Origin of the sequence: Butyrivibrio proteoclasticus P6B7 (genome assembly GCF_000622085.1) — a bacterium.
Lineage (GTDB): Bacteria > Bacillota > Clostridia > Lachnospirales > Lachnospiraceae > Butyrivibrio > Butyrivibrio proteoclasticus_A.
In genome coordinates, this window is the sequence record NZ_JHWL01000004.1 from 152,164 (window position 1) to 174,832 (window position 22,669).

A 22,669-nucleotide genomic window follows, 5' to 3' on the forward strand; every position below is an offset into this window, starting at 1 on the left:
AAAAGCTTCTTAGATTTTTTTTATTTATAAAAAGGATTTTGAAAAGAAACGCAGAATATAGAGATTGTAGGATTTAATTTTTTGTGCAGAAAGAAGACGACAAAATTGAAAATTCGCGAAAAGCTAGAGAAGAGAGAGACCGAGATCTTAAGTAAGCATGCTACTCTCAGCATGAATTCCAAGGGAAGAGAAAAAGAAGAAAAACCTTGTGATATCAGGCCTTGTTTTCAGAGAGACCGAGACAGAATCCTGTATTCTAAGTCTTTTAGGCGTCTTAAGGACAAGACCCAGGTATTTCTTGCGCCTGATGGAGATCACTACAGGACCAGAATGACTCATACCCTTGAGGTTTCACAGAATGCCAGGACAATTGCCAAGGCCCTTATGCTCAATGAGGATCTTGCAGAGGCCATCGCCCTTGGACATGACCTGGGACATACGCCCTTTGGTCACGCCGGAGAGAGGGCTCTTAATGATGTGGCTCCTGAGGGCTTTAGACACAATGAGCAGAGCCTTAGGATTGTTGAGAAGCTGGAGAACTACGGAACAGGTCTTAATCTGACCTGGGAAGTCAGAAATGGAATCGTCAATCACGAGATGAATCTTACACCAGCAACCCTTGAGGGCAAGGTTGTAAGACTTTCTGATAAGATTGCCTACATGCATCACGACATGGATGATGCACTTAGAGGCGGAATCCTTACTCCAGAGGATGTGCCAAGAGACCTGGTGGAGGTAATCGGCTATACCAACAAGGAGTGGATAGATACCTTTATCCACGACATCATAGCCACCAGCATGGATACGGACGACATCAGAATGTCTCCGGAAGTCTATGACGCCTTCCACAAGCTTAGATCTTTTATGTTTGAAAATGTCTATACCAACCCGATTGCCAAGAATCAGGAGGGCAAGGTTGAAGAGATGATCAAGATCCTTTACAGATACTATCTTGATCACTTAGAGCTTCTTCCAGATTACTTACAGAGAATGCGTAAACAGGGAGAGCCGGAGGAGAGGCTTGTTTGCGACTATGTAAGTTCCATGACAGACAGATACGCAGTTGCCATGTTTGAGGAGATCTATGTTCCTCATTCCTGGAACGTTTTATGATATAGACGTCATAAATCTAAAATGTGTACATGTTAGCTATGGAGCAATTCGTATATCATAAAACAACACAACTAATTACACACTGAGGAGAGATAATTTGCGCTATTCGGACGAGATAATCGAAGAGGTTCGCTCGCGCAATGACATTGTGGATGTGGTTGGACAGTACGTCCATTTACAGAAGAAAGGCTCCAATTACTTTGGATTATGCCCATTCCACAACGAAAAATCGGGGTCATTTTCCGTATCAGCTCACAAGCAGATGTACTACTGCTTTGGATGCGGAGCCGGGGGCAATGTCATTACCTTTTTGATGAAATATGACAATTTAACATTTCAGGAAGCAGTTAAACAGCTGGCTGAAAGGGCCGGAATCAAACTCCCGGATGAGGACGATTCACCACAGGCCAAGGCCATGCGAGATAAGAGACAGATCCTTCTTGATATCAACAAGGAGGCTGCCAAGTACTATTACTATCAGCTCAGAAGTCCAAACGGCCAGAAGGGCATGGAGTATTTCAGGAAAAGAGAATTATCCGATGAGACCATGCAGAAGTTCGGCCTTGGATATGCCAACGTAACCAGTTCAGACCTTGTTAACCATCTTAAAAAGCTTGGTTATCAGGATAAGCAGATAATAGATGCGGGCCTTGCGTCCTACGATGAAAAATATGGAACCCATGACAAGTTCTGGAACAGAGTCATGTTCCCAATTCAGGATGCATCCCAAAAGGTCATCGGTTTTGGTGGGAGAGTTCTGGGAGATGCCAAACCTAAGTATCTCAATTCTCCGGAAACTCTTATATTTGATAAAAGCAGGAACCTCTTTGGCCTTAACCTTGCCAAGAATTCAAGGGCAGGCTACATGATCATTTGTGAGGGCTACATGGACGTTATCGCTATGCACCAGGCAGGATTTAACATGGCGGTGGCTTCCCTTGGAACTGCATTCACCACCGGACAGGCCCTTATATTAAAAAGATATACTGACGAAGTGATCCTATCCTACGATAGCGACGAAGCCGGTACCAAAGCGGCACTACGAGGAATAGGAATTCTCAAGGAAGCAGGCCTTAAGGGCAAGGTCTTAGACCTTAGACCTCACAAGGACCCTGACGAATTCATCAAGAACGAAGGTAAGGAAGCTTTTGAAGAGAGAGCCAGAAACGCTGAGAATCCATTCTTCTTTGAAGTCAGGATAATGGAAAAGAACTATAGCATGTCCGATCCGGAATCCAAGACGGAATTCTACAGAGAGATAGCCAAAAAGCTATGTGAATTCGAGGAAGCTCTCGAAAGGGAGAATTATCTGGAGGCTGTGGCAGCCAGGTACAACATCCCGGTGGATGACCTTCGCAAGATGGTTGCATCCTATGCTTCCAAGGGTGGTATGATCACACCGGCCACAAGACCTAAATCAGGAATTCAGAATAAGAAAACTCCTGAGGACGGTGCAAGGAAGAATCAGAGACTTCTTTTAACCTGGCTTACAGATGAGCCAAGGATATATTCCAAGGTTAGACAGTACGTGTCTGCCGAGGATTTTGCGGATGACCTTTATAGGAGCGTTGCCTCCAAGGTTTTCCAGGGAATGGATGTAGGGAACTTTTCACCGGCTGCAATATTGGATGATTTCACAGACGAGGAGGAACACAGCAAGGTTGCTGAAATGTTCAACACCAATCTGGTGGACATCGAAACTAAGGAGCAGCGTAAGAAAGCGTTCCACGACATTATATATGGCGTTAAACAGGCTGGATACGAGAGACAAAAGAAAGAACTTAAGCCGGATGATCCGGACTTCCTGATGAAAACAATTCAGGGTAAAAAAGATCTCGAGAAATTGTCTCATGCAGAGATATCCCCTGATGATTAAACTGAATATCACTTTGCTGAAATATCAGCAAAACTTTCGCAACTGCAGATAACATCTGCAAACCAACAAAAAGATAATAATACAGAAAAGGATGAATAAAATGGCTAAGAAGGAAACAGTTAAGGAAACAGAGGCTAAGAAGACTACTAAGGCTGCTACAAAGGCAGCTCCTAAGAAGGCTGCCGAGGAAAAAGAAACAAAGAAGACTGCAAAGGCTACAAAGGCAGCGGCAGAAGAAAAGCCAGCTAAGAAGGCTACCAAGGCTGCTAAGGAAGTAGCAGAGGAAAAACCAGCTAAGAAGACTGCTACAAAGGCTACTAAGGCTGCTAAGGAAGAAGTAGAAGAGAAGCCAGCTAAGAAGTCTACTAAGGCTGCTAAGGCTGTAGAGGAAGTAGTAGAAGAAAAGCCAGCTAAGAAGGCTACCAAAACTACAAAGGCTGCAAAGGCTGTAGAGGAAGTAGTAGAGGAAAAGCCAGCTAAGAAGGCTGCAAAGGCCGAGAAGCCAGCAAAGGCTGAGAAGGCTCCTAAGAAGTCTGGCAAGAAGGGTTCCAAGGCTGATTCCGAAGGTAAGGAGTCTGAGGATGGAGAGCTTGATGAGGCTACAAAGGAGCTCTTTACCCAGAAGGTAAAAGAAATCCTTGCTCTTGCCAAGAAGAAGAAAAACGTTCTTGAGTATGCTGAGATCAGCGATTTCTTCAGCGATCTTAACCTTAACGAGGAGCAGCTTGATAACGTTCTCGAAGTCCTTGAGAATTCTGGAATCGACGTTCTTAGAGTTTCAGATACAGACGATGATATTCCTGATGATGACGATATGGTTCTTACAGATGAGGATGAGGTTGATATGGAGAATATCGACCTGTCAGTTCCAGATGGAATCAGCATCGAGGATCCAGTAAGAATGTACCTTAAGGAAATCGGTAAGGTGCCTCTTCTTACAGCTGATCAGGAAATTGACCTTGCAAAGGCTATGGAAGCAGGCCTTGAGGCTGAAAAAGAGCTTGCAGAGGATGAGGGCAAGAACAAGCTCTCAGACAAGAGAAAGAAAGAGCTTAATGCAATCATTTACGAAGGAAACGAAGCTAAGAAGCGTCTTGCAGAGGCTAACCTTCGTCTCGTTGTAAGTATTGCCAAGAGATATGTTGGTAGAGGAATGCTTTTCCTTGACCTTATCCAGGAGGGCAACCTTGGTCTTATCAAGGCCGTTGAGAAGTTTGACTTCCGTAAGGGCTTCAAGTTCTCAACCTACGCTACATGGTGGATCAGACAGGCTATCACAAGAGCTATCGCTGACCAGGCAAGAACTATCCGTATCCCAGTTCACATGGTTGAGACCATCAACAAGCTCATCCGTGTAAGCCGTCAGCTCCTTCAGGAACTTGGCCGTGAGCCACTTCCAGAAGAGGTTGCAAAAGAGATGAATATGCCAGTTGAGAGAGTTCGTGAGATCCTCAAGATTTCTCAGGAGCCAGTATCTCTTGAAACACCTATCGGTGAAGAGGAAGATTCACATCTTGGTGATTTCATCCAGGATGATAACGTTCCAGTACCAGCTGATGCAGCAGCATTCACACTCCTTAAGGAGCAGCTTGTAGAGGTTCTTGGAACTCTTACAGAGCGTGAGCAGAAGGTTCTTAGACTCCGCTTTGGTCTTGATGATGGAAGAGCAAGAACTCTTGAAGAAGTAGGTAAGGAATTCAACGTAACCCGTGAGCGTATCCGTCAGATCGAGGCTAAGGCTCTTAGAAAGCTCCGTCACCCAAGCCGCAGCCGTAAGCTCAAGGATTACCTTGATTGATCCAGTGCTATGACAGATAAGATTAACAACAATACAACAGATAATTCTGACAGATTACAGATAATTAAATCCCGCATGTCTGAAAGGCTACTGACCGTGGCAGACATGCTGGGTACTGCCGGAGATAACCTTAAGGTTGCTGACGTTGGCTGTGACCATGGCTACGTGTCTATATATCTTTTGTTAAAAGAAATAGCCACTAAAGCCATAGCCATGGACGTCCGCAAGGGCCCACTTTCTGGAGCTGAGAAGAATATCGCAGAGTTTGGACTTTCACAGAGCATAAGTACAAGACTTTCAGATGGTCTTACAGCTCTCAAGGAGGGCGAAGCCAATTCCGTTATAATAGCGGGAATGGGTGGAAAACTCATGATGAGACTTTTAAGTGATGTATCTCTTTCTAAGCTTGGCATAGAAAGAGCTGTGCTTCAGCCCCAGTCAGAACTAGATCTTTTCAGGCAGTTTTTAAGGGATAATAACTACCAGATTCTTGAAGAGAGAGTTATTTTCGAGGATGGTAAGTACTATTTCCCAACGAAGGTTTCATTTGCGAATGGAGATAGCTCTTTTAACAAAGTCCTGTCACAGGTGGAGGAAGAGCTTGTAAGTAAATGCGGATGCGACGATGCAAGAGCCAGAGACATCTGCAACAAATTTGGAGAACACAATCTCCTTTCTAAGGATGAAGCCCTTAAAGCTTACCTTGAGCATGGAAAAGAGGTCCTTGAAAGCGTTATAGGTAATCTTGACCCTGATGCTCACAGTGAGCGTTATAACCAAGTTAATAGAGAAATTGAGGATATTGTAGCTGCACTTAAACTTATAGACTAAAAAGGAGCGCATATGCCTGTAATTACAATTAATGGTGAATCTAAAGAATACGAAAAGGGTACCACCTTTGAAGAAATCGCAAAGGAGTACCAGAGTCAGTATGATTCAAGAATTGCTGCTGTAATCTTTGGCGGCAAGATCAGAGAGCTTATGAAGACGGTTAAGAAGGACGGCGAGCTGACCTTTTTGACCTTCAAGGATTCCATTGGTAATAAGACTATGCGAAGAACTGCAGTTATGATGCTTATCAAGGCAGTTCATGACGTAGTCGGCAAAAAGAGCAAGGTATCTACCAAGGTGGAATTCACCATCGGAAATGGATATTATTGCACCATCAGAGGCGGTGTTGAGGTAACGGATGAGTTTGCCAGACAGGTTTCTGAGAAATTCCAGGATCTTGTGGACAGAGCCATTCCTATTACCAAGAAGGTCTATCCTTTGGAGGATGCGCTGGAGATCTTTAATAAGCAGGGAATGCATGATAAGATGGCACTTCTTCGCTATAGGAGAAGCTCTGAGATCAACATTTACAAGCTTGAGGATTTCTACGACTATTTCTATGGCTACATGCTGCCTAACACCTCATATATCGATAAGTTCCAGATTGACAGATATCACGATGGCCTGCTTCTCACAATTCCAACCATAAGAGAGCCTGATAAGCTGGTGGTGTCTGAACCTAGAGAAAAGCTCTTTAACACCATGAAGCTTGCCAGCGACTGGGGCATCATGATGGGAATTGATAACGTGGGAGATCTTAACGATCAGGTCTGCCAGGGACGCATCAACGAGATGATACTTGTTCAGGAGGCTCTTCAGGAGCGTAGAATTGCCCAGATAGCCCACAATATCCAGCAAAAGAGCCATGTTAAATTTGTAATGATAGCTGGCCCAAGTTCCTCGGGTAAGACCAGCTTTGCCAACAGACTGTCCATTCAGCTGCGAAGCTTTGGTATGGTGCCACATCCTATCAGTTTGGACAACTATTTTGTTAACAGAGAGGAAACACCTAGGGACGAGGATGGCAACTACAACTTTGAATGTCTTGAAGCCATTGACGTTGAGGGCTTTAACAGAGATATGACAAGGCTTCTTAACGGAGACAGAGTTGAGATGCCGGAGTTTAACTTCGTTACCGGTAAAAGGGAATACAACGGAGAATATCTGCAGCTTGGTGCTAATGATATCCTTGTTATCGAGGGTATCCACGGACTTAATGAGAGAATGTCCTATTCACTTCCTGCGGAGTCTAAGTTTAAGATTTATATAAGCGCTCTTACAACTCTTTCAATCGATTCACATAATAGAATTCCAACAACAGATGGAAGACTTCTTCGTAGAATTGTAAGAGATGCAAGAACAAGAGGAGCATCCGCCAAGGATACCATCAGAATGTGGGGATCTGTTCGAGCAGGAGAAGAGCAGAATATCTTCCCATTCCAGGAGGGAGCAGATGAGATGTTTAATTCAGCTCAGATTTATGAGCTGGCAGTTATTAAACCTTTTGCAGAGCCGCTTCTTTTCTCGATTGAGAAGACTGATCCTGAATATTTTGAGGCAAAACGCCTTCTTAAGTTCCTTGACTACTTTGTAAGCGTTGACAGCTCTATGCTTCCAAGGAATTCAATCTGCAGAGAATTCGTTGGAGGAAGCTGCTTTAAGGTTTAATTTTTACCTTGATTCAATCACAAAGTGATTAAAAACTGATAAATACATAAAAAGTATGTTAAATTAGCCCTTAAACCCTTGAAATTCGGGGTCCTATGGGTATAATAAGAATTAGAAAGAACCTAGTTCTTTTCCTGGGATGTCCGACAACTCCTGTGTAATTTGAACCTACAGTTACTTTAAACGGGACTCCTACATTACTTATATAAATGTCACGCCTTCGGTGCTGCGCATGCGCAGGTAAGCTATGGGAGAGGAAGACAGGCATATAGGTTGCGGTAACCCACCTGGCGTTAGCTAGGAGTCAAATAACAGGAACCGGCATTTTGGGTAACATTGGAAAATAAAGCAGTCATATATTTTATATGGCTGCTTTTTCCATGTATAATAGACATAGATGTATTAACCCTGATTCATGAAAGGACAATTATGAAGCTTAACAACAAGTGGTTCAAGAAAAAATGGGTGTCTTATACAATAGCTACCTGTTCAGCAGTGATTCTGTACATGCTGTTGTCCCACATTGGAACTATAGGAAGGGGTATCAGTGGCTTCTACCAGTTTATTAAGCCTGTAGTTTCAGGAATTATCGTAGCTTATGTCTTTAATCCAATATCTAAGCTTTACGACAATCACATTTTCAAAAGAATGAAGAATGAGAAGAACAGATGGAGGCTCAGTGTTGCCTGTACCATCATTACCATACTTCTTTTTGTTTCATTACTTGGAGCAGCTCTTATTCCTCAGCTTATAGACAGTACAGCCACTTTGGCTTCTAATATGTCCGGATATATTGAGTCTTCCCAGGAGCTTCTTAAGCAGTTTGAGGGATCAACCAACAGAAGAATATTTGGTATCAGCTTTGCCCAGATTGCAGAGTTTGCTGAAAACTCCCTCAGCAGTATTGGCGATTATTTTGGCAGCAACATGGATTCCTTTGTTGCAACCTCAGCATCCATCGGAAAAGGCGTTTTTGATGGCGTGCTGGCCTTTATACTTGCTATCTACCTTCTTCTTGATAAGCACAGGATAATTGAGGGCTTTTCCAAGTTGATGGCCCTTATCCTCAAGGAGGATTCCTACGAGAAGTCAGCTATATTTGCAAAAAGATGTAACGAGATCATTATCAGATACATAAGTTTCGATATTATCGACGGTATTATTGTGGGAATTGCCAACTTTATCTACATGCTGGTGGCTGGCCTTCCATACTCAGTACTTATCTCAGTTATTGTTGGTGTGACTAACTTAGCACCTACCTTTGGACCTATTGTTGGTGCTGTGATTGGCGGCTTTATCCTGGTTCTTGTTAATCCATGGTATGCCCTTTGGTTTATCATCTTCACACTGATTCTTCAGACCGTGGATGGATATGTGCTTAAGCCAAGGCTCTTTGGAGAAAGCCTTGGAGTATCACCTCTTATGATCCTTATAGCAATCATCCTTGGTGGAAGGCTCTTTGGCGTAATGGGTATCCTTATAGCCATTCCATTTGCTGCAATTTTGGACTTCACCTGGAAGGATTATCTGTTAAAAAGGCTTGAGCAAAAGCGCAAGCAGGGGTAAAATATATCTATAGTTATGATTTCACATACTGATTACGGAGGGGCGTATGGATATTGTTGGATTCGTAGATACAGCTGTGGAGTTTTGTAAGAACAAGATCAACACAGTTATGGAGATATGGGAAGGCATGGACGAGCAGAAGAAGAGACTGCTTGTTGGATGTGTTGCGGCCGCAGTATGCACCATTGTGCTTGTTTCAATTGCATACAGCATTGGTAAGGCTAGCGGAAGGAAAGCGGCTTACCTTGAAGAAGATTTTTAATATGTATAACTATGGGCATCTGTGAATAACAGATGCCCTTTATGATTCTATTTAGGAGCAACATGAAGAAGTTTATTAAGGCCATACTTTCAGTCCTTTTTCACCTGGTCTTTTTTACAGCTCTTTTTGCTGCATATCTTACAGTGCAGGAATATAAGCCGGCAGACCTTGAGAAGATGAACATTTACGGTGCCAAGAGCACCAGACTTAACACAGAAGTTGATTATCGTTTTGCTACTTGGAATATTGGTTACGGAGCCCTTGGAGACAATGCCGATTTCTTCATGGATGGCGGTAAAATGGTTAACACCGCAACTGAGGAGAGGGTTGTTTACAATCTTGATGGCATTTGTGATGTAATAGATCAGCTAGATCCGGATTTTCTGTTCTTTCAGGAACTAGACATAAGCTCATCCAGATCCTATTTCATTGATGAAAAGCAGTACATCAGCGATAATTGTGAATCCAGAATTGTGGACAGACAGTATGTGTTTGCCCCTAATTTCAGTGTGTCTTTTCTGCCTTATCCGATTCCACCAATTGGTAAGGTCTATAGTGGACTACTGACCTTTAGTAAGTATTCCATTACTGATGCTGAGAGATATCAGCTTCCATGTCCTTTTAAATGGCCTTCAAGAGTTGCCAATATTAAGAGGTGCCTTCTTGTAACACGGCACAGTATTGCAGGATCGGATAAAGAGCTTGTGTTTATCAATCTTCATCTTGAAGCCTATGACGATGGAGAGGGCAAGGTGGAGCAGACCAATATGCTTAAGGGCATTATGGCGGATGAGGTTGCAAAGGGTAATTATGTCATAGCTGTGGGGGACTTTAATCAGGTCTTTTCCACCACAGATACCAGCAGATATCCCAACATAGATGCACCTTGGGAGCCTGGCTTTATCGATGTTAATGAGTTTGATCCAGATCTGTCTTTTTACACAGATCCATCAGTGCCAACGGGAAGAAGTCTTGACAGAGTGCTGGTAACTGCAGAGAACAAGGATCCGGAACATTTTCAGTACTATATGCTTGATGGGGTTATAGCATCTAGTAATGTTGTTATCAAGGATATTTCTACTATTGATCTGGGATTTAAGTATTCAGATCATAATCCTGTATACGTTGAATTTTATTTGGAAAAGTGATTGCATTGGGGAGAAAGTGCATGACACTGCACGCTTTTTCGAATATAATGTAAAAGTATGATACTTTTGAAAGGGGAACAGGGGTAATGGTACAGAAAAAGAAACGAAACGTAATTGTTGGACAGTCGGGAGGACCTACCGCAGCTATTAACTCTTCACTTGCTGGAGTTTATAGAACTGCCATCGACCGTGGATATCAGAAGGTCTACGGTATGATTCACGGTGTTCAGGGCCTTATGGAAGGCAGATATGTTGATCTTTCTGATCACATTCAGTCTGGCCTTGATATTGAGCTTCTTAAGAGAACACCATCTGCATATCTGGGATCATGCAGATACAAGCTTCCTGAGATCTTCGAGAGCAAAGATATCTATGAAAAGATCTTTGAGATTCTCGTCAAGTTGGAAATTGACTGCTTTATCTATATCGGCGGCAATGACTCCATGGATACAATCAAAAAGCTTTCAGACTACGCTATAATCACTGGTTCAGACATCAGATTCGTAGGCTGCCCTAAGACAATCGATAACGATCTGGCGCTTACTGATCATACTCCGGGTTATGGCTCAGCTGCCAAGTACATCGGTACTTCCGTAAAAGAGATCATAAGAGATAGCTGGTCACTTGAGACAAGTCATGGACAGGTTATCATTGTAGAAGTAATGGGTAGAAACGCAGGCTGGCTTACAGGCGCTACAGCACTTGCAAAGGGCGAAGACTGTGACGGACCAGATGCTATCTATCTTCCAGAGCTTGCATTCGATATGGATGCATTCATTAAGAAAATCAAAGGTCTTCTTAAGACTAAAGCTTCTATAGTAGTTGCTGTTTCTGAGGGTATCAGAACCAAGGACGGCAAGTATGTAAGTGAGCTTGGTAACAACATTGATTATGTTGATGCCTTTGGACACAAGCAGCTTACAGGTACAGCAAGATACCTTTGCGACGTAGTTGCTAGGGAGTGCGGTTGTAAGACACGTGCCATCGAGCTTTCAACTCTTCAGAGAGCTGCCAGCCACTGCGCATCTCGTGTAGATATCCTTGAGGCTTACGAGGTTGGTGGTGCTGCCATGAAGGCTGCAGACGAAGGCGATAGCGGCAAGATGGTAGTTATCGAGAGACTTTCTGATGATCCTTATCAGGCTGGAACAGAGGTTAAGGACGTTCACAAGATTGCTAACGATGAGCGTACAGTTCCAAGAGAGTGGATCAGCAAGGATGGTACATATGTAACTAATGAGTTCATCACATATGTAAGACCTCTTATTCAGGGCGATGTTGGACCTATCATGGTTGATGGTATTCCAAGACATCTTTACAGACCTGGATTCCAGGATATCCTTTGATGTAATGCATAGTAAATAACAGCGCTTTATCTATATGATATATAACAAATGTAGAAAAAATGCGGCTTTTTTTGAAAAATATTTGATTTTTTCAGTAATTTTCTATGTTTTTGGGTTGTTTGGGGTACACAATAGTGGTAAAATGGGCATTGTAATAAATAAATTTTCTTTTTGGAGGGAAAACTAATGAACAAGACAGAACTTATTGATGCAATCGCAAAGGAAGCTGGTCTTTCAAAGAAGGATGCTGCTGCAGCACTCAACGCTTTCACAGACACAGTAACAAAGGAGCTTAAGAAGAAGGGTAAGGTTCAGCTTGTTGGTTTCGGTACATTCGAGACAACAAAGAGAGCTGCTAGAACAGGTAAGAATCCTCAGACTGGCGCTGCTATCAAGATTCCTGCATCTGTAGCACCTAAGTTCAAGGCTGGTAAGGCTCTTAAGGATCTTGTAAACAAGAAATAATTTCTTTGGAATATAAGGCTGCACATTGCGTGCAGCCTTTTTTCTGTCTTGATTGATACATATAGAATAATAGAGTATGATATAGGGAGTGAAAAAGAGTTAAGAGAGGGCTTTTCAATGAGCGATTTTGTTTTAAGCTGTTGTTCAACAGCAGATCTTGATAATGAACATTTTACAAGAAGGAATATTAGTTATATCTGCTTCCATTTCCAGATAGATGATCAGGAATACGCAGATGACCTTGGCCAGTCAATTTCTTTTGACGAGTTCTATAAGAGAATGGCCCAGGGAGCCATGACACGCACCTCTCAGGTAAGCGTTGGAGAGTATGCAGAATACTTTGAGAAATTCCTTAAGGAAGGCAAGGATGTTATCCATCTTACCCTCAGTTCTGGAATATCCGGTACTCTTAATTCTGCCATCGTTGCAAGAGACCAGCTCCAGGAGAAGTACCCTGACAGAAAGCTTTTCGTAGTTGATTCTCTGGCTGCATCAGCAGGTTACGGCCTTCTTATGGACAGACTTGCAGACCTTAGAGATGAGGGCAAGAGTATTGATGAGGTATATGAGTGGGTTATCGAGCACAGACTTGAGTGCCAGCACTGGTTCTTTGTATCCGACCTTAAGTACCTTATCAGAGGCGGAAGAGTATCCAAGGTGGCAGGTACCATCGGAAGCGTGCTTAATATCTGTCCTCTTATGAACGTTGACTATCAGGGAAGACTTATTGTACGCAGCAAGATTCGTGGTAAGAACGCTGTTATCAAGGCTCAGGTTCAGAAGATGCTTGAGCTTGCTGACAAGGGTCCTGACTACGACGGAGAGTGCTATATCTCCAATTCTGACTGCTATGCAGATGCAAGAGCTGTTGCAGATCTTGTAGAGGAGAAGTTCCCTAAGCTTAAGGGCAAGGTTAGAATCTATAGCATCGGAACTACTATTGGAAGCCATACAGGCCCGGGAACAGTTGCTTTGTTCTTCTGGGGTGGCAAGAGAGTAGACTGATAGATACCACTTAATAACATAATTATTGCAAATAAAAAGAGACCCCCTTGGGTCTCTTTTTTATCATCAGCTAGCTTATTCAGCAAGCAAAAGTTGATGTGAATTGTAGCTATCGATCAAAGCTGAGATCTTCTTGTCATCACCAATTACTGTAACCTCAAGAGGTTTGAAAAGATTCAGTGATAACAGACCAACGATCGACTTTCCATCGATATAGCTGTGTCCATCCTGAACATCAATCTCGCATGAAGATTTGGAATTCATGTTGATGAACTGAACGATTTGGGATTTCCCTCCCAGTGATACTTTTACTTCTTTTTTCATAATCTATTTTCCCCTTCTCATAAATCGCAGGCCTTCAAATACCGGCGACAGAGAATAGTGTAACACTTTGTGAACACTTTGTGAACAAATAAATTATAAAAAAAATATAAAATTTTGCTTAAACGTTTTCGCTGGAAGCCAGTATCCATGCGGCTAAGCGTAGGTACCCTTGCCTAAGCGTTTCTCAAAGTCCGCTTTAGGCATAGGATTGTCATACATGAATCCCTGTACAATATTGCACCCAACTTCCTTAAGAAGGTCTATCTGATCCTCTCTTTCAACGCCCTCAGCTATAACAGTAATGCCAAGTTCTTTAGCCATATTTACGATACTTCTAAGGACAATCCGATCGTTGTCATTAAGGGGCTCGTTGTCAATAAAGGATTTGTCTATCTTGATAATGGAAACTGGGAAGTCCCTCAGTGTAGAAAGAGAAGAGTAGCCTGTTCCAAAATCATCTATTAAAGTGGTGATGTTCATATCCTTAAGTTTATTAAGAAAAGTGGTCATAAGGATGCGCTCATCCTCGCTGGCTGTCTCAGTAACCTCAATCTCGATATACTTTCTGTCAACACCGGATTCATCGATTATCTGGCAGATTTCTCTTGCAAGGTGCTTGTAATTAAGGTCTTTCCTGGAGAAATTCACTGATACCGGAATCGCAGGCTGCTTATTGTCAATCCAGCCCTTTATAAATTCACAGCTCTTTTTAAGAACATAGAGGTCAAGTGTTGCCACCATTCCTTCCTGTTCCAGGATAGGTATGAATTCTACAGGATAAAGAACTATGCCGTTGCAGAACCATCTTGCAAGGGCCTCAGCTCCAACTATTTCGCCGGTTCTAATGTCAACCTTAGGCTGAAGATAGATCCTGAACTCGTCGTTCTGAAGAGCTTCCTCATATCTGTCTTCAATCTGCTTTTGCCTGTAGATCTTGGTGCTCATGGCTTTATTAACGAATACGTAAGGCTTATTGGCTTCGTTCTTGGCATAGGCAAGAGCCATGGCTGCTCTGGAAATAAGCTGTCCAGGCTCCTTTAAGGATTCGTCAACAGCGTAAACACCGGCAACGGCAGATATCTTGAAGTCCTCCTTCTTATCATTCTTCATTCCATATACAGGAACTCCTGACAAGTATTTAAGGAACTGCTTGGTTCTTTCTTTTTTGATAAGGGCGGTGAAATTGTCGCCGCCAAAGTGGGAGATTATTTCATCCTCCTGACAGAACTCTTTTAACTTATTGGCATAGCGCTTTATAATTTCATCGCCTTCAGCTATACCATAGCGTCTGCTAAACAAACCAAAGTTCTTAAGGTTAAAGAAAAATGAATCATAGTTCATGATTGCCCTGGTCTCAAACAAAGACTTGGCAAATACAATGAAGCCTCCTGAATTAGGAAGGCCTGTAAGATACTGTGTAAGGGCACTTTGTTTAACTATATTTGCAAGAAGGAATCTCTCCATATGGAAGGAGAGAATATCAATGATAAGGCCAAAGCCCTTGTATTCCTCTTCATTCCATGAACCATCACCAAAAAGATATATGTTGTAGATAACAGTCTTTTTGGCAGGCATATCACGTTTGAAAAAATAAGCAGGTGGTTCATCCTCTGGGACAGGTCCAAATAATGGCACAATAGTATCCGCAGATCCGGCTTTATCCGAATCTTTATTATCTGACACAATTGCCACTATGGATCTTAAAGAAAATTCTTTTGCCAGATCTGCAAGAGCGCTGGGAGAAATCTCTGGAGTAACGTCTTCTTCAGATAGAATCTGGACAAAATTCTCAAAACTTCTTTCAAATGTCATACTTTTACGCCCTCATAGTAAAGTGTGTATATATATTATTTTATTAAAAGCTTAACAAAATATCAATCACATTAGATGTTGCAAGGGGGTAGCATGAAAATTTTTTTTAAAAATTTTCAACTAATTGCAACTTTTTTATGCCATTATCTGTTATAACTATAGAGTGTGTATTTGTTAATAAAAAATTTATATTTTGAATAAAGGAGAAAAGTGGGGATGTCAAATGCGGAGATAGCAGCACAAAAAGAAAAGATACAACAGAAAATCGTCAAGTACATGCAGATGATGCTTGAACTAAGGGATTGTCAGGAGCAGCTTCGCAAGGACCTGGACAGATTCGTTGATGATGTGGAGAAGCCTGTCGCTGATTATGAGATATATGAAAGCGGCGGAATTGGGTTTCTTAGCTGGAGAGGTAACAATGCTGATAAGGCCGAAGAGAAAAAGAATGAGATCAAGAGTAGTTGTTACCAATATGAAGAGGAAACACTGGTCCTGATCGATCAGATCGGTCAGGCGATAGATCTTTTAAAAGAAAAGATTAAAAAGCTTAAAAAGCAGATGGCAGCACTCTAATAATACGCGGAGGTTAAAAGGTCATGGGGAAAAGTTCAAATAAGGCCAAAAAAAGAGGAAAAAAGGTCGTAGATAAAGACAAGGTAATACAAGAACAGGCAGCAAGGATCCAGGAGCTTGAAAATACTATTGCTATAAATGAGCAAAGGTATAGGGATGAAGTTGAGAGAATCAAGAGAAGTAATCACCAGATGCCTGAGTACAGAACATATCTTGGACCTACTGAGTCGGGATGCTTTGACAACCCTGTTATGCCTGACTACAGAAATGCCAACGAGGTCCTGGGTCAGACAATCCAGAGACTTAAGGAATGTATTAACAAAGCAACTGTTACCATGGATAAGGTTGCTGCGAACTATGAGAACGTAGACGGCGTAGCTACAACAAAGCTCGACTGATTTAATTGTGGATTTGATGCTGATAATGGGGATTATCAGCTTAATATGAAAAAAGTGAAATGTTAGGAGAGGAAAAAAGTGGGAGAGAATAATATAAATGTTACAACGACTTCACTGAATTGCCCTGCGCCAGGAACACGCAAGATCAATTACGATATCAACGAGGGCTTTAGCGGAGATGATGTTACATGGAACCAGGAAAAGGCCAGAGAATATTTTGAAGAATGCATGAAGATCATTGATCCATTTCTTGACGCTGCAGATGAAATGGAAAGATCTTTTATCGATTTTATCAATGATGATGAGCATACAGGACCAGAGGCTGATGAGTCCAAGTACTTTGTTCAGTGTAGACTCTATGTGACACTGGTTGATACAGTGAATGCAGCAGAGGCTTTAAAGTCTATGATGCTTGGAAAAGGCAAGGGCAAGGGAAGAACTGCCCCTGTTCTTGATGACTTCAATGAAATGCTGGATGAAAATGATATGGCCATTCTTTCAAGTGCTAAGCTTGAGAAGGTCATTAAAGATTTCGCTCAGTACAATGGTGAGTTCGGTGAAATTGCCAAGGATATCGAGGCAACTTATAAAAGAGCTAAAGACATCATTAAGAAGAGTTCTGTCACCAAGAAGGTTAAGCTTAAGAAACCAGATAGCAAGCATCTTCAGTGTGACTTTGACGAGTTTGTAACATCAGATGAAACAAAGGGTACTGTTGTTACCTTCTATAAGAAGTTTGAGTCCTTTATCAAAAAGCACGAGGATGATTTCTCTAAGAGTGAGTTTAAGACTCTTATTGACAGAGTACTTAAGAACCTTAAGGAGATCATGGGCGATCCAACTGAGGATCCTGATATCGATGACGGAAAGAGAGAGGAACAAGAGCACGAGAAGAAGCAGGAGGATGTTGAGAAGTACAGAGATCACCAGAAGGGTGTTGAGCCTAGATCTCAGTCCTACAACTACGATCCTGTCAACATGATCACAGGTAACTTTATCTCCAGTGAAGCAGACATTTCTGTTTCCGGAGGCAGATACTTCATCGAGGCAAGACGCTTCTACAACGCTCTTTCTGACAAAGTAGGCGTTCTTGGTAAGGGCTGGAACTTTAACTATGAGCAGCACATTTCCCTTAAGGGTGATGATATAGTTCTTTTCTTCGAGGATGGTAAGGAGTGCTACTTTGAGAAGACAACTATTGCTGGTGAGGAAGCATACGTTGAAGTACATGGTGATGACGGCGTGTTCCATTTTGTAGATAACGTATATCGCTTATCCTATGACGACAACAGATATTACGACTTTGATACTGACGGATATCTCGTTGCAGCTGGTGACAACTACGGTCAGCACACAACAGTAGATTATGAGATTTTTGAGAAGGTAGTTGACGGAGCAGAAGTAAGAAAGGCTCTTCCTAGTCTTGTTAAGACAAAAGAGGGCTGCTCATTATCCTTTACCTATGATGAGAAAGGTCTTTTAACAAAGGCTAAGGATCATACAGGAAGAGAAGTAAGCTACAGATATGAGGATGAGAATGATGAGTACAGACTCACATCCATCGTTGCTGTTAACGGTGCAGAGCGTAAGTACACCTACACTGAGAATGGTCTTATCCAGACTTCAGTTCGTGCAGACGGCGTGGTTACTCTTGTTAATGAGTATGATGACAAGAACAGAGTAGTTAAGCAGACTCTTGCTGATGGCAGTGTTTACAGCTTTAGCTACGATGAGGAAAGCCACATCACAACTGCTGTTGAGCCAAATGGCTGCAGAGTTGAGTATGTGTCAGATATGATGGGACGCCACATTGCAACACGCTTCCCAGATCTTGGCGTGGATGAGAAGTTCCTTTACAACGATCAGAACCAGAAGGTTTCTTATACAGACAGACGTGGATATACAACAAGGTACTCATATGACAATTATGGACACCTTATGAGCATTTTTGGACCAGAGGGGCTACACGAATACATCACATACGATTCAGAGGGCAAAATGACCTCTAAAAAGGATTCTGATGGCAATGTGACTAAGTATAAGTATGACCTTGATGGCAATCTCTACAGCGTTGCTAATCCTCTTGGCGACAAGATCAAGTTTGATTATGAGGCAGGTAGAGTTGTAGCTATCAGAGATCCTGAGAATAAAAAGACCTATCTTACTTATGATGAGAGAGGCTTTATTGCATCAATCACTGATCCAAGCGGTGTTGTAACTAAGTATGAGTGCGACGAACTTGGAAGAGTTGTTGCCACTGAGAATGCAGATGGTGCAAGAACAACCTTTGATGTGGATGCAAATGGCAACATCATCAGAAGCGTTGATCCAGAGGGTAATGTAACTTCTTATGAGTACGACCTTCTTGGAAAACTTGTAAGCATCACTAACCCAGACGGAACAGTAAGACGCTGGGAGTACAACGAGATGGGCAAGCCATCAGCCTTTACTGATGAGGAGTTTAGAACTACTAAGGTTTACTACAACAACATGCAGAAGGAAGAGAAGATCGTTCTTCCTAACAGCGGAGAGCTTACATTTGAGTATGACCTTCTTGGTAATCTTGTTAAGACCAGTGATGCAGATGGCAGAGTAACTGAGTACAGCTACGACGCAGAGGGCAATGTCCTTACTGTAGAAAAGCCTGACGAAGCAGAAGAATGCATGGTTGTTGTTAACGAATATGAGTATGACGGCCTTGGAAGAATTGCTGCTGAGTACGACGGAAATGGTAACAGAACAGAGTATGAGTACGACGGAGAAAGCAGAATTACTAAGGTTACAGATGCTGATGGTCATGAGACCCTGATGGAATATGACGCTGCTGGAAGACTTATTAAAGAGACTGATGCAGAGGGCAATGTAACAGCATATACCTACGATAAGGCTGGTAATCTCAAGACTACAACTGAGCCTTCAGGTGTTGTTACAGAGAATACCTATGAGGATGGAAGACTCATTAAGGTATGCAAGAAGGCAGCAGGTGAGGAAATCCTTGTAAGTGCTTATGAGTACGATAGCTGCGGCAGAATTGCTACAGAGACTAAGGCAGATGGATTTACTGCTACTTACAGCTACACAGCTGCTGGCAATATCAAGACAATTTCTGAATCTACAGGAAGAGTTATCAGCTACACCTATGATGCCTGCGGAAGAGTTCTTACCAAGGAAGAGGGCGATAAGGTTACAACCTACGCTTACACAGGAACAGGCAAGATTAAGAGCGTAGTTGATGCTATTGGTAACAGAACTGAGTACACCTACGATGAGCTTGATCTTCTTAAGAAGATTGAGAGATTCGCAGCTGGTAGTGAAGGCGACGGCCGTGTAACAATCTATGAGCACAGCCTTGCTGGTAAGCTTGAGACTGTTACAGATGCTCTTGGTATTAAGGATGTTTATGAATACGACAACTGTGGCAAGCTCTTTAGTCACACAGACAGAGACGGTTACAGAACGGTTTATACAAGAGATTTAAATGGCAATGTCACAGGCATTGATTATGCTGATGGCAGCTGCGTAAGACTTTCTTATAACGCTCTTAACGTTCTTGAAGAGGTTAAGGACGAGCTTGGTCTTACAAGCATTGAAAGCGATGCTATTGGAAGAACAACAAAGGTAACAGATTATAAGGGCAGATCAATCGCTTATGAGTATGGCCCATATGATCATGAGACTGCTGTTATCTATCCAGATGGCAAGAGAGTTGAGTACAGCTTTGATGAGTTTGGCAGAATGAAGAGCCTTAATAGTGACGGAGAGGTATCTTACTCCTACGATGCTGCTGGAAGACTTAGCGGTAAGGCACTTCCAAATGGTATCAACGTTAAGTTTGATTACTATCAGGGCGGACTTCTTAAGAGCCTAGTAAGCTCAGATGCTCAGGGCATTATTGATGAGTACAGCTACAAGTACAATTCAGCTAATGCAATTACTGACATCGAGAGAAAGAGAAGAGACTGCGAAGAGGCTTCTGGTGCATACCACTACGAGTATGACAACCTTGGAAGACTTTCAAAGAGCTCAGTAAATGGCGAGCTTAGCGCTTCCTACGAGTATGACGGATTTGGCAACAGATCAAGAATGATGGAAGCTGGCACAGAGACTGTTTATGAGTATGATGCTCTGGACAGACTTACAAGATCAGTTGTTAAGAGCGGCGTGGGAAGTGAAGTTGTAAGCTCCTACAGATATGACAGACGCGGTAACCAGGTAGCTCTTTTATCAGGTGATGTAGTTAAGAAGGCCTTTGAGTTTGATGCTAAGGGCAAGATGGTAAAGGCTACAGATGCTGCTATGGGTAGCACAACATACAAGTACAACGGTCTTGGCTACAGAGTTGAGTCTCTTAGCCCAGAGCACGCAGTAGAGTATGTATGCGATATCTCAAGAGATTACTACAACCTTCTTGAAAGAACTGTAAACGGACAGGACGAGAAGTTTGTATATGACACCAACGTTGTAGGCATGAATAAGGGCGGTGAGAACTACTATTACCTCCAGGATGAGCTTGGAAGCACAATGTACCTTACTGGAACAGATGGCGCAGTGGTTAACGCATACTCTTACGACGACTTTGGTAAAAAGACAATCAGAAGAAATGGTCAGGTTAGTCAGCCATTTGCATTTACAGGCTATGAGGATGATGAGGTTTCAGGTCTTTCCTATGCACAGGCTCGTTACTACGATCCGATGTCAGGAAGATTCAATGCAGAGGATAGAGTAAGAGGCTTTATTGATGAGCCTGAGACAATCAACCATTACAATTACTGCTTTAACAATCCTATCAGCCTTGTGGACGTTGATGGTAACTTCCCAAGCGGTGGATTTAACTTAAGCGCTACATCTGTACTTGCTCCTTACAAGGCAGCAAACGGAAGTACAATGCTTGTAAGTAACAGTGCAGGCGGCGGAACTGGCGCTACAGGATCTACAGGTGGCTTGGCTGGAGGTCTTGCTGGCGGAGCAGCTCTTGCAGGCAGACCTATATTTGGAGGATCATCTGCGGGCGGTTCTGGAATGAGCAGCGCTGCTTCTGGAAATTCCTTCAAGGGTAGTAGCGACATTGTAAGCGGAAATGCTAAGAGAGGCCTTGGCCACATGTTTGGATCTACCTCTACAGGTGCTTCAAGAGATAGAATTCCACTTATGAGCGGCAACGGCAGTGGCAATTCTGATATCAGATCAGGACTTGGAAGATCCAGAAGAGGAATCGATGGTCTCTACTCCAAGACAGCAGATGGCTGGAGAAGAAACAGAGGTCTTGCTAAGGACAGAACTACAGCTCTTGATGAGAGACTTAAGTACTTAAGAAGTCTTCCTGAGGATCCATCAGAGAAGTGGGGCAACAAGTCAGGAAAAGGTGGTAGCATGGCAGCAGGCGGCGCTGCATCTACAGTACCTACAACTGTTGCAGGTCAGCAGGCAGCAGGCAATGCCCAGAACAGATACGGATATGCAGGTAGCTGCTAACGTTGGCTGTAGACTACGCTTGAATTAAATGTCTGGCGATGTCGGAAGTGTGATACAAAAAAGTAATGAATTAGCAGGGGGATGCTTTGCTTGCGCAGGCATCCCCCTTGCTGAATACTAGATGAATCAGGAGTATTTATGACTAAAAAACAAATAGAGGCAAAGATTGCAGCTTTGACGGAAGAAATGAATGGCTACATTGCCATAATGGAGACGTTGCAGACGAATTTGGAAACAATAACAAATACGAAATCAGCTTTTGATGAAGGAACATATGCTTCTATATCAGCGCCATATCCACTTGGTGGTGAAGCTGATGATGACTGGGCAGGTGAGAATGAAGTCACTGCAGATGGAATGAACAATGACACAACATCAGCAGTTGGAACATATGATGGAGATGTAGAAACTCTGATGGGAGAAATATCTCAGGATATTTCTGATCTTTCAGAAAAGATAGAAGAATTGCAGGAGCAGATATCTGAGCTTCAAGAAGCTCTGCTTACAGCACCGGACGAGGAACCAGAAACATCTGGTGGAGGTGGCGGTGGTGGAACATCGTACATGGATGTTATGTAATGAAAAAAATTGCGGAGAGAATAAATGATATATCAAAAGAAATATACATATGATGCAAACGCTGATGTTGGAGGTGGAGCGCCATCTGGAAGCACAGCAGATCAGGGCGATGTCAGCATTAATGAAGAAGTATATACAGAGATAGTAGATCGTATTTCAGATAACAATGAGCTCATTGTTGATGACAATCAGGCATATGTTGAGCCTGACGCGAAGTGTCTTATAAATGAAGTTGTTCCCGATTATCAGGAGGCTGATCATATAGCGCTGGATATGTTCCATGCTATGAAGGATGAGACGAAGACCTTGGTCAAACTAATGAGGAATATTAAAGAGAACTACGTTTCTGTTGATACAGAAAAAGAAAAAGAAATTGCTAAAGGTAATGAAACCTATAGCGCTGTATAAGATAGATTAGGTATAAAGGAGG

18 protein-coding genes and 1 other RNA gene are annotated in these 22,669 nt (G+C 42.6%); 17 read left to right on the forward strand and 2 right to left on the reverse strand.

Annotated elements, in window-relative coordinates; translation table 11 throughout:
* Positions 1 to 105 precede the first annotated feature (105 nt).
* From T541_RS0105405 to T541_RS0105455, 12 genes are all read left to right on the forward strand, one after another.
* The gene (locus tag T541_RS0105405; RefSeq protein WP_026651730.1) at positions 106 to 1,113 is read left to right on the forward strand and encodes a deoxyguanosinetriphosphate triphosphohydrolase; all 1,008 of its coding nucleotides are present in this window, start codon (positions 106 to 108) and stop codon (positions 1,111 to 1,113) included.
* 97 nt (positions 1,114 to 1,210) lie between these two features.
* Complete coding sequence (gene dnaG / locus T541_RS0105410; protein ID WP_026651731.1) at positions 1,211 to 2,989, forward strand: DNA primase; 1,779 nt, start codon at positions 1,211 to 1,213, stop codon at positions 2,987 to 2,989.
* 634 nt (positions 2,990 to 3,623) lie between these two features.
* Positions 3,624 to 4,787 (forward strand): RNA polymerase sigma factor RpoD, encoded by a 1,164-nt coding sequence (gene rpoD / locus T541_RS18895; RefSeq protein ID WP_051538116.1) that lies wholly within the window; start codon positions 3,624 to 3,626, stop codon positions 4,785 to 4,787.
* Positions 4,788 to 4,796: 9 nt separating this feature from the next.
* Positions 4,797 to 5,618, forward strand: coding sequence for a class I SAM-dependent methyltransferase (locus tag T541_RS20570; protein WP_051538106.1), 822 nt, complete (start codon positions 4,797 to 4,799; stop codon positions 5,616 to 5,618).
* Positions 5,619 to 5,630: 12 nt separating this feature from the next.
* Positions 5,631 to 7,286, forward strand: a complete 1,656-nt coding sequence (locus tag T541_RS0105425; RefSeq protein WP_026651733.1) for a nucleoside kinase — start codon at positions 5,631 to 5,633, stop codon at positions 7,284 to 7,286.
* Between the two features lie 128 nt (positions 7,287 to 7,414).
* Positions 7,415 to 7,623, forward strand: a non-coding RNA gene (gene ssrS / locus T541_RS21070) — 6S RNA.
* Between the two features lie 92 nt (positions 7,624 to 7,715).
* Positions 7,716 to 8,852: an AI-2E family transporter gene (locus tag T541_RS0105430; RefSeq protein ID WP_026651734.1), complete on the forward strand. Its 1,137-nt coding sequence runs from the start codon at positions 7,716 to 7,718 to the stop codon at positions 8,850 to 8,852.
* Between the two features lie 46 nt (positions 8,853 to 8,898).
* Positions 8,899 to 9,114 (forward strand): hypothetical protein, encoded by a 216-nt coding sequence (locus tag T541_RS0105435; RefSeq protein WP_026651735.1) that lies wholly within the window; start codon positions 8,899 to 8,901, stop codon positions 9,112 to 9,114.
* 62 nt (positions 9,115 to 9,176) lie between these two features.
* The gene (locus T541_RS0105440; protein WP_051538107.1) at positions 9,177 to 10,262 is read left to right on the forward strand and encodes an endonuclease/exonuclease/phosphatase family protein; all 1,086 of its coding nucleotides are present in this window, start codon (positions 9,177 to 9,179) and stop codon (positions 10,260 to 10,262) included.
* 86 nt (positions 10,263 to 10,348) lie between these two features.
* Entirely contained in the window at positions 10,349 to 11,608 is a 1,260-nt protein-coding gene (locus T541_RS0105445; RefSeq protein ID WP_026651737.1) for a 6-phosphofructokinase, read from the forward strand.
* 186 nt (positions 11,609 to 11,794) lie between these two features.
* Complete coding sequence (locus T541_RS0105450) at positions 11,795 to 12,073, forward strand: HU family DNA-binding protein (RefSeq protein WP_013280467.1); 279 nt, start codon at positions 11,795 to 11,797, stop codon at positions 12,071 to 12,073.
* Positions 12,074 to 12,190: 117 nt separating this feature from the next.
* On the forward strand, positions 12,191 to 13,078 hold the full coding sequence (locus T541_RS0105455) for a DegV family protein (protein WP_026651738.1): 888 nt from the start codon (positions 12,191 to 12,193) through the stop codon (positions 13,076 to 13,078).
* A gap of 75 nt (positions 13,079 to 13,153) precedes the next feature.
* Here T541_RS0105455 and T541_RS0105460 read toward each other — a convergent pair whose 3' ends face one another.
* Positions 13,154 to 13,402 carry an HPr family phosphocarrier protein gene (locus T541_RS0105460; protein ID WP_051538108.1) on the reverse strand — a complete coding sequence of 83 codons (249 nt, stop codon included), beginning with the start codon at positions 13,400 to 13,402 and terminating at the stop codon, positions 13,154 to 13,156.
* Positions 13,403 to 13,555: 153 nt separating this feature from the next.
* Complete coding sequence (locus T541_RS0105465; protein ID WP_026651741.1) at positions 13,556 to 15,214, reverse strand: putative bifunctional diguanylate cyclase/phosphodiesterase; 1,659 nt, start codon at positions 15,212 to 15,214, stop codon at positions 13,556 to 13,558.
* Between the two features lie 216 nt (positions 15,215 to 15,430).
* Between T541_RS0105465 and T541_RS0105470 the strand changes: the two genes are divergently transcribed.
* From T541_RS0105470 to T541_RS0105490, 5 genes are all read left to right on the forward strand, one after another.
* On the forward strand, positions 15,431 to 15,790 hold the full coding sequence (locus T541_RS0105470) for a hypothetical protein (RefSeq protein ID WP_026651742.1): 360 nt from the start codon (positions 15,431 to 15,433) through the stop codon (positions 15,788 to 15,790).
* A 23-nt stretch (positions 15,791 to 15,813) separates the two neighbouring features.
* On the forward strand, positions 15,814 to 16,188 hold the full coding sequence (locus T541_RS0105475; protein WP_026651743.1) for a hypothetical protein: 375 nt from the start codon (positions 15,814 to 15,816) through the stop codon (positions 16,186 to 16,188).
* Positions 16,189 to 16,266: 78 nt separating this feature from the next.
* Complete coding sequence (locus T541_RS0105480) at positions 16,267 to 21,660, forward strand: RHS repeat-associated core domain-containing protein (RefSeq protein ID WP_026651744.1); 5,394 nt, start codon at positions 16,267 to 16,269, stop codon at positions 21,658 to 21,660.
* A gap of 138 nt (positions 21,661 to 21,798) precedes the next feature.
* A complete protein-coding gene (locus tag T541_RS0105485) occupies positions 21,799 to 22,239 on the forward strand; it encodes a DUF5082 family protein (protein ID WP_026651745.1) in 441 nt (146 codons plus the stop codon).
* A 24-nt stretch (positions 22,240 to 22,263) separates the two neighbouring features.
* Positions 22,264 to 22,647: a hypothetical protein gene (locus T541_RS0105490; protein WP_026651746.1), complete on the forward strand. Its 384-nt coding sequence runs from the start codon at positions 22,264 to 22,266 to the stop codon at positions 22,645 to 22,647.
* Positions 22,648 to 22,669 lie beyond the last annotated feature (22 nt).